General features: G+C 58.9%; 7 protein-coding genes, 1 tRNA gene and 1 other RNA gene. 2 read left to right on the top strand and 7 right to left on the bottom strand.

Features of this window, described 5'->3' with window-relative positions:
* Positions 1-459, top strand: a 459-nt coding sequence (locus H8S57_RS16410) for a DDE-type integrase/transposase/recombinase (RefSeq protein WP_186909042.1), incomplete at its 5' end; no start/stop codon positions are given.
* Between the two features lie 348 nt (positions 460-807).
* Here H8S57_RS16410 and H8S57_RS16415 read toward each other — a convergent pair.
* The 7 genes from H8S57_RS16415 to ffs form a co-directional block, all read right to left on the bottom strand.
* A complete protein-coding gene (locus tag H8S57_RS16415; protein WP_186909043.1) occupies positions 808-1,419 on the bottom strand; it encodes a hypothetical protein in 612 nt (203 codons plus the stop codon).
* 339 nt (positions 1,420-1,758) lie between these two features.
* Complete coding sequence (gene deoC / locus H8S57_RS16420) at positions 1,759-2,439, bottom strand: deoxyribose-phosphate aldolase (protein WP_186909044.1); 681 nt, start codon at positions 2,437-2,439, stop codon at positions 1,759-1,761.
* Positions 2,440-2,454: 15 nt separating this feature from the next.
* Positions 2,455-3,582, bottom strand: a complete 1,128-nt coding sequence (locus H8S57_RS16425) for a DUF362 domain-containing protein (RefSeq protein WP_186909045.1) — start codon at positions 3,580-3,582, stop codon at positions 2,455-2,457.
* A 29-nt stretch (positions 3,583-3,611) separates the two neighbouring features.
* Positions 3,612-4,304, bottom strand: coding sequence for a YoaK family protein (locus tag H8S57_RS16430; protein ID WP_207723842.1), 693 nt, complete (start codon positions 4,302-4,304; stop codon positions 3,612-3,614).
* Positions 4,305-4,404: 100 nt separating this feature from the next.
* Positions 4,405-4,752 (bottom strand): YbaB/EbfC family nucleoid-associated protein, encoded by a 348-nt coding sequence (locus H8S57_RS16435; protein ID WP_186909046.1) that lies wholly within the window; start codon positions 4,750-4,752, stop codon positions 4,405-4,407.
* Positions 4,753-4,764: 12 nt separating this feature from the next.
* The gene (gene dnaX / locus H8S57_RS16440) at positions 4,765-6,501 is read right to left on the bottom strand and encodes a DNA polymerase III subunit gamma/tau (protein ID WP_186909047.1); all 1,737 of its coding nucleotides are present in this window, start codon (positions 6,499-6,501) and stop codon (positions 4,765-4,767) included.
* A gap of 196 nt (positions 6,502-6,697) precedes the next feature.
* Positions 6,698-6,962: signal recognition particle sRNA large type (gene ffs, locus H8S57_RS16445), an RNA gene on the bottom strand.
* Positions 6,963-7,122: 160 nt separating this feature from the next.
* Here ffs and H8S57_RS16450 point away from each other — a divergent pair.
* Positions 7,123-7,198 (top strand) — tRNA-Ala (locus H8S57_RS16450).
* The last annotated feature ends 229 nt before the right edge of the window (positions 7,199-7,427 follow it).

Here is a 7,427-nt window from a genome sequence, read left to right on the forward strand (position 1 = left end):
GCAGACGGAAAGCTTTACGTCGCAGCCGTTCTGGACTGTTATAACGGTGAGATCATAGGTCTTGCCATGGATAACAACATGAGGAAGGAACTCTGTATCCACGCTTTTTGCTCTGCCTGCCAGGCTCAGGGAGCCTCTGGCATGATCCTGCACAGTGACCGCGGCAGCCAGTTTACCAGCGCAGATTTCCGTAAGGTGCTGGCCCGGTATGGCGCGGTTCAGAGCATGAGCGGTACCGGACGCTGCTATGACAACGCTCGCATGGAGAGCTTTTTTGCCACGCTGAAGAAAGAAAAGCTGTACCAGCTTCATACGGAAAAACTGCCGATGGCTCAGGTAAAAAGCGTTGTGTTTCGATATATTATGACCTACTACAACCGTCAGAGAATCTATACTGCTAATCCAGGTGGTCTGCCGCCTGTGATGTTTCGTCAGGCCGCCAGAGGCCTGGCCGCGTAAGTTTCATATTTGGGGTGTTCAGGTTCTGCACCGTTCTTGACTTTTCCAATCCTCTTTTATATTTGCGCAACTTATTTTACCTTATCGCAGTAATTCCTGGGTGTGCTGATACTTCCTTGCCATAATAATACCCCCTAATGTAGTACTTTCATTTTCCTACATTAGGGGGCGTTTTGTCTATTGTCCGTTTTTACTGGTACGGTTCATTTCAATGGGGTGGGTACTTTTTCGCTTTATTATTGGCTCTGTTCGCTCTGTGTGTTGATGAGTAAAAACTCTATTCAACCTCTCTTACCAAATTGGAATTTGTCGGCTATATGCTAAAGGCAAGGTTTCTCATGACACAGTTCAATCGAACATAACCGCCTCAGCTAAGTCTTGATTGGTATTTAATATTTCTGGGTCTACAATAGACACCGGAGCATTACTCTTCACTCTTTCCACTCCTGTGACATCCCATCCGCCGCCAGCAACAGCTTCGTTTGTATTTACCATTACTTCCATACCACTATACGTGAATCTTAACCAACCTTCTGCAGTTATCGTGTCTTCTCCGAAGTACTCATAATCATCGACACCGATCAAGGAGAAGAAATCTTGAAAGGACATGTCATCTCCCATGTCTGTAAAAAGTATGTTTGCTGTTGTTATAAAACCAGAGCATTTTATCTGTTCTTCACATTCGGTCATGGCCTTTTTAAAATCACCGTCATGTCCTCCAAAAAAGAAGTAAACATATTTCGCCCCCTGTTCCCCAAAACATGCAGAAGCGCTATCTGGGAATCCATCTAAACTTACAATAAATTCGCCTTCAGGATGCTCATTTTTCAATTCACTAAGTGTTTTTCCAATGTCATTAAAAAATTCAGGTGCTTGGTCACTAGGGGCTACAGGTGCGCAAGCAGAAAATGCGAATGATACAAGCAAAAACATTATTGTAATGAATACGTTTCGTTTCATACTATAATAACTCTTTTTCTCTTTCTAAGTGTATAATGAATATAACAGGCATTGTGTTGCAGAAACAATGAAAATTTTGTGAAATATTCTGCCAGAAAATATTTCTTTACTATAATAGACGAAAAAACAAGAAAAAGTTCTGATTTTTCTCTACAACGATTTGCCTAGTTATAGTAGCATTATACCATAATCAGTAACAACAGTCCATATCAAACAGGATTTGCTGTAAAGCTCCGATTTTTAATGCATTTTACAGACATGTTTGGAGCTTCGCTTAATGACATTGGCCGTGAGGCTGAAGCTTTTTTCTCTTGTGGACGCCGCGCAAACGGCGGCGCGCTATAGGTCTGCGGTCGTCTGCTTCCCCTCTTCCGCCGCCTTCACCAGGCTTACGATGGCGGAAGTGCCCAGGCGGTCGGCGCCCAGCAGCAGGAAGTCTGCTGCGTCCTCCAGCGTACGGATGCCGCCGGCGGCCTTGATCTTGACCTCCGGGCCGATATGCGCCCGGAACAGCGCCACATCCTCCCGTGTCGCGCCGCCGGTGGAAAAGCCGGTGGAGGTCTTGATATAATCCGCCCCGGCCTCGGTGATCAGCCGGCACAGCCGGATCTTCTCCGTCCGGTCCAGCAGGCAGGCCTCCACGATGACCTTGAGGATGCGCCCCTGGCAGGAGGCCTTGACCGCCCGCAGCTCCCCCAGCACGTCATCCCAGCGTTCTTCCTTCACCCATCCCAGGTTGATCACCATGTCGATCTCATCCGCCCCGCCCCGAATGGCGTCCTCCGTCTCAAAGACCTTTACCGCAGTGGTGGAAGAGCCATTGGGAAAGCCGATCACGGTGCACAGCTTCAGCTCGTTGCCCACGTGTCCGGCCGCCTGGCGGATATAAGCGGGCGGGATACAGGCTGAGGCACAGCCGAACGCCAGCGCGTCGTCGCATACCTGCCGTATCTCCGGCCAAGTGGCGGTCGGCCGGAGCAGGGTATGGTCACAGTGCCGCAGAATCTGCTTTGGATCCATCAAAAGCGCTCCCTCTCATTGGACGGTGATTAATTCATACCGGCGCGTACCCACGCCGATCTTTTCGCAGTGCTCCAGGCAGACACGCCAGTCGGTGACGGGCGTGGTGTTGATAAACGGGTCGTGATGATCGCAGAAGTCCGGCGCATGCATCCGCTCATCCAGCAGCGACCCCGGTATCGGCCTCTGCCGCAGGCAGGCGTCGGCGCAGGCCTGATCCAGCGCCACCGGGTCGAAAGAGGCAAACATGCCCACATCGGGCAGGATGGGCACGTCGTTCTCCCCGTGGCAGTCGCAGTAGGGCGACACGTCGACCACCAGGCTGATATGGAAATGGGGCCGCCCTTCCACCACCGCCTTGGCGTACTCCGCCATGCGGCAGTTCAGCTCCTCCATGGCCAGATCGTAATCCGGCCGGATGGCGTCAAAGTTGCAGACGGCGATGCAGCGTCCGCAGCCCACGCATCTGCCCTGGTCAATGCAGGCCTTCCGGTCCTGGCCGTAAGAAATCGCATCATGGGCGCATTGCACGGCGCACTTGCGGCAGCCTGCGCACCGGCTCCGGCTCACCGTGGGCTTGCCCGCGGCATGCTGTTCCATCTTGCCCCGGCGGCTCCCGCAGCCCATGCCGATGTTTTTGATCGCCCCGCCGAAGCCGGTCTGCTCGTGGCCCTTGAAGTGGCTGAGGGAAAGAAATACGTCGGCCTCCATGATGGCTTTGCCGATCTTGGCGCATTGGATATGCTCCGCCCCCTCCACCGGCACCTCCACGTCGTCGTTGCCCCGCAGGCCGTCCCCGATGACGACCTGACAGCCGGTGGTCAGCGGGGAAAACCCGTTTTCATAGGCCGCGTCCAGATGCTCCAGCGCGTTTTTCCGCCGCCCCGGATAGAGGGTGTTGCAGTCGGTCAGGAAGGGCACCCCGCCCAGGCTCTTGACCACGTCCGCCACCACTTTGGCGTAGTTGGGCCGCAGGAAGGCCAGGTTGCCCGGCTCCCCGAAATGCAGTTTGATGGCGGTCAGCTTATGATCAAAATCAATCGCGCCGATTCCCGCCGTGCGGATCAGCCGTTCCAGTTTTTGCAGCAGATTGACCCCCGGCTGGCACCGCAGGTCCGAAAAGTACACCTTTGCCTGTTCCATCTGTGCTCTACCTTCCTATCCCAACAAAGTTATGCCTTCCCGCGGCCGCGCCCTCTCGTCTCCCCGTTCCGGAACATCAGCAAAAACGCCGCCGCCAGCAGCAGGCAGGCCAGCAGCACGGCCCGCTCTCCCAAGCTCCGGCAGAAAAGCGCGCCCAGCGCCGCACCGCAGGCAAAAAAGAGAATGATGCCGTAATATTGCAGGCACTGCTCCCGCTCACAGCGCCCGCCGCTGCGGCAGCAGCGGAACAACAGCTCCGTTGCGCTGCGCAGATTGCCGGTACACATGGTGGTGGCATAGGTATTGCCCCGGATCTTGCGAAAGCTCTCCACCTGCATGGCGCACACAAAGGATACGGCAAGATTGGCCGGAACGTTCCAGCGCTGCGGCAGAAACGCCACCGCCGCCAGGATCGCCAACTCCGCCCCCACGGTGATCTGCCGCCAGTGGAGGGCGGGATGATACCGAAAGCGCGCCTTGATCAGCTCCGCCACGATCACTCCGGCGGCAAACGCCAGAATAGGGATCAGGTAGCGCCCCGCCGTTCGGAACTGGCCCTGGGCCAGATAGACGCCCAGCAGAACGATGTTGCCCGTCTGTGCATTGGCAAAGACGCCGCCTCGGGTCAAATAGGTGTATGCATCCAGGAATCCGCCTGCGGCCGCCAACACGGCGCCCAGGCGAACGGTCTCCGACATCTGGGCCGGCGGCGTCCGTTTCATCCCGTCCACCCGCCTTGGAAGCGCACAGCGCGGGCAGGCCGCTTGTACCCCGGCGTCTTCCAGCCCCGCAAGGCGCCGGAAGCGCGATTCCTCAAAACACTCAAAACGGCAGGTTCAGCCCTCCGGTCAGCCCCTGCATGGAGGAGGCCGAATCGCTCTCCGCGGCCCGCAGCGCCTCGTTCACCGCCGCTATGATCATATCCTGGAGCAGTTCCACATCCTCCGGGTCCACCGCGTCCGGCTCAATGGTCAGGGCGGTCAGCTCCCGCTTGCCGGTAACGGTGGCGGACACCACGCCGCCGCCTGCGGCGGCGGTGTAGGTCTTGGCTTCCAACTCCTGCTGCATCTTCAGCATGTCCTGCTGCATCTTCTGGACCTGCTTCATCATGTTCATATTCATGCCGCCGCCCATGCCGCCCATGCCGCGGCTGTTGAATCCCTTCGCCATAGCGATTCTCCTTTATTCTTTGATGATGATGTTATCGAATTGCGCCTCAAACGCCAGCAGGTCGTCCAGGCGGTCGTGTTCCGCCGGAGGAGACACGGGCGCTTCCGGCGCGGCCTGGGGGGGCTTGCCTACCGAGACGATGCAGCGTATCCCGCCGCCGGTCATGGCCGAGGCGGCGTTGCTCACCGTCTCCAAAATGGCGGGCTTGCCCACCATGCTCTTGACAAAATCCGACTCTACCCAAAGGACAAGCTGGCTGCCGTCCAGACGTCCCTGTACCAGGGAGGGGTTGTTCAGGAAGGTATACTCCCCCATGGGGACCTTTCCCCGCAGCGCGGCCACCAATCCGGGCCAGAGGTCGCCGCACACCGGCGCGGAAGAGGCCGGCACGGCTGTGGGCGCACGCACGGACCGCGCGGTCTGGGGCGCGGCCTGCGGCTCCCGTCCCGCCGCTCCCGGCGCTTCCGGCCGGGGCGCGCGCTCCTCCTCCCAGGGCGGACGGTCCGCCGGGTCTCCGCCCGCAGCGGGCTCCGCCGCCGGGGCCGTTTGGGGGGCCGCCCGGCGGGGCAGCGGGGGATCCGGCACCGCGCAGGCGGTGGGGATGCCGCCCGCCAGCAGGGCTTCCACCCGGGAAAGCCGGGCGTTCAGGCCGGCCGCGCTCTCGTCCAGCGTCGGGTCGCACAGCCGGATCAGACACAGTTCCGCGTCGGTGCGCCGGTTGCTGCTGCGGGACAGGTCCGCAATGGCGCCCTGGAGCAGGCCCAGCATCTGCGCCAGCCGCTGGGTCTGGAAAGCATTGGACAGTTTCCGCAGGGTCGTTTCATCATAGCCGCCGGTGAGCAGAGCCGCTCCTCCCTGAGGCGCGGTCCTGCGGATCAGCAGATCCCGGGCCAGGGCGGACAGCTCGCCCAGAAGGCTGCCCACCTCCTTGCCCGCGCCGTACAGCCGGGACAGCGTCTCCAGCGCGGCGGCGGTCTCCCCCGCCCCGATCTGCTCCATGAGCCGGGCGGTCTCCAGGTTGCCCGCCAGCCCCAGGGCGTCCAGCACCTCCTGCTCCCCGATGCTGCCGGCGGGTCCGGCGCACTGGTCCAGCAGGGACAGCGCGTCCCGCATCCCGCCGTCGGCCAGGCGGGCGAGCAGCGCCGCCCCCGCCTCGGTCAGCGCCAGTCCTTCCTGCTGCGCCACATAAGACAGGCGCAGCGCGATATCCCCGGGCAGGATGCGCTTGAACGCGAATTGCTGGCACCGGGATTTGATAGTGGCCGGGACCTTGTGCAGTTCGGTGGTGGCCAGGATAAACATCAGATGAGCGGGAGGCTCCTCCAAAATCTTCAGCAGGGCGTTAAAGGCGGCGGTGGAGAGCATGTGGACCTCGTCCACGATGTAAACCCGTTTCTTCACGGCGGCAGGCGTGTAGACCGCCTCGTCCCGTAAGGCACGGACCTGGTCCACGCCGTTATTGGACGCGGCGTCCAGCTCCAGCACGTCCAGGATGGAGCCGCTCTCGATCCCCAGGCAGGCCGGGCACGCATTGCAGGGGTTGCCGTCCACCGGATGCTCGCAGTTGACCGCCCGGGAGAGGATCTTGGCACAGGTGGTCTTCCCGGTCCCCCGGGTACCGGTGAAGAGATAGGCGTGGGACAGCCTTCCGGCAGCCACCTGCCGCTTGAGGGTATCGGTAATGTGGGACTGGCCCACCACATCGTCGAAGGTCCGGGGCCGCCATTTGCGGTATAGGGCTTGATACAAGGCTGTCACCTCTTGTGTGATGTTGTGCAAGCGCCATGAGTCTGAGCGTCCGGCCCATGCGCCCGGAGGCCGGGACGCTGCCCGCCTCAGGACCTGCAGAGCGTCTTCGGTATGCTTTTGCACAGAAAAAGAGGGGCGGAGGATGCGGAAAGCCGCGTCGCTTCGCCCCTCTCGCCGCGTCCGGCATGTGGCAAGACCGCACACCGGCCTTTGGAATCCTCGCTATGCCCGTTACCCCGGCAGCCGGCTCAGGAGCGGGCACCCCACGGCACAGATCACGTTCCGCTTAGTGCTGCTCGGTTCCCCGCCTGACACGGTTCACGGGGCGACCTTGCGCGGGACCGATCCATCATCACTGCTTACCGGGGTCAGACGGCACAGCGCGGTTCCGGGGGCCGGGATTCATCCCTGCTGTAGCGGGTTGCAGGTACAGGGCACCGCTAACTCCCCGACTAGTGCGGCCTTGCCTCAGGCCGGGCGCTCATGCGCCCCCTTCGGAAGGCTGTATTTGATATCATACATCATTTTCCCCCATTTATCAATATCACTTTTCACTTTTTTCAAAAAGGGGCTTTACAACCGCTCAATTTATGCTATAATGTCAGGGTGCCAATTCGAAAAGGGCCTGTAGCGCAGCTGGGAGCGCGTTCGGTTCGCATCCGAGAGGTCGTGGGTTCGAATCCCATCAGGTCCACCAAAGTCCGTGAAATCACATGATTTCACGGACTTTTTCTATAGCCTAATTTCCTCTTGACATTCTTTTATACGTGCGTATAATTTAGATTAAACTTATACAAGCGTATAAAGGATAAGGTAAAATAAGTTGCGCAAATATAAAAGAGGATAAAAAGAGACATGGTTTGCAGAACTCTGGTAGAATGAAGTTGCGACACACCATTCTGAAAGGAGTCTGTAAACCATGTCCG

Origin of the sequence: Lawsonibacter hominis (genome assembly GCF_014287895.1) — a bacterium.
Classification (GTDB): Bacteria; Bacillota; Clostridia; order Oscillospirales; family Oscillospiraceae; genus Lawsonibacter_A; species Lawsonibacter_A hominis.